Source organism: Acinetobacter sp. YH12063 (genome assembly GCF_013419715.1).
GTDB lineage: Bacteria > Pseudomonadota > Gammaproteobacteria > Pseudomonadales > Moraxellaceae > Acinetobacter > Acinetobacter amyesii.
Window position 1 is genome coordinate 1 of record NZ_VOZO01000050.1, and the last position, 1,149, is coordinate 1,149.

General features: G+C 43.1%; 2 tRNA genes and 1 rRNA gene. All 3 read right to left on the minus strand.

Annotation, left to right across the window (positions count from 1 at the left end):
- Nucleotides 1-464: ribosomal RNA gene (locus FTU12_RS16320) — 23S ribosomal RNA — on the minus strand; the annotation flags it as partial.
- A gap of 434 nt (nt 465-898) precedes the next feature.
- A tRNA-Ala gene (locus FTU12_RS16325) sits at nt 899-974 on the minus strand.
- A gap of 48 nt (nt 975-1,022) precedes the next feature.
- Nucleotides 1,023-1,099 (minus strand) — tRNA-Ile (locus tag FTU12_RS16330).
- Nucleotides 1,100-1,149 lie beyond the last annotated feature (50 nt).

The window sequence follows — 1,149 nt, forward strand, 5'->3', positions numbered from 1 at the left end:
TTTCCCTCACGGTACTGGTTCACTATCGGTCAGTCAGGAGTATTTAGCCTTGGAGGATGGTCCCCCCATATTCAGACAAGGTTTCACGTGCCTCGCCCTACTCGACATCATTATCTAAGCCCTTTCGTGTACAGGACTATCACCTACTATGGTCGCACTTCCCAGAGCGTTCCACTAAAGCTTAGATAACTTAATGGGCTTTTCCCCGTTCGCTCGCCGCTACTGAGGGAATCTCAATTGATTTCTTTTCCTAAGGGTACTGAGATGTTTCACTTCCCCTCGTTCGCCTCATAAACCTATGTATTCAGTTTATGATACCCGCCTTATAGCGGGTGGGTTTCCCCATTCAGAAATCTCCGGATCACAGGATATTTGCCGCCTCCCCGGAGCTTATCGCAGGCTATTACGTCTTTCATCGCCTCTGACTGCCAAGGCATCCACCACATGCACTTAATTACTTGACTATACAACCCCAAACAGTCGTTTATCCTTACAAGTAGGATAAGCAACAGAGTTCGTCTTGCGACTTACTCATACAGTTGGCGTTTCGTAGATTTAACTACAGTACAGCTTCAATTAGATTCATATACCAAAACGCTTGATTCAGTTAATTTCGCTAGTAACTCATTTCATTCAACTTTCACAATTGCTTGTTAGGTTAAATCAAACGAGTATGAACAAATTATTTCAACTCAAATATATTCTGTTAATGATTTTTCCAGCCTTCGTCAGGTCAGGAAACTGTGATAAATCACAGAGCTTAATAACAATGAAGCGAATCATACGCCACTTTGTTGCTAAGCTCTATAACCTAAACACTTGATCGCTTAAGGACTAAGCTAACAATCGTTTGATTGTTTATTTTAGCTTCGTTCTTTATACATTGCGTAGCAATGTATGGTGGAGACTAGGAGAGTCGAACTCCTGACCTCCTGCGTGCAAAGCAGGCGCTCTACCAACTAAGCTAAGTCCCCAGCTTATCAATAAGTCAATGTTTCTGATTTTCCGTACTTCGTCAGTAGTGGTGGGTCTGACAAGACTTGAACTTGTGACCCCACGCTTATCAAGCGTGTGCTCTAACCAACTGAGCTACAGACCCTCAGATACATCGTCATGAAGAACAACTTGTTGTGGATTCTTACCAATCGT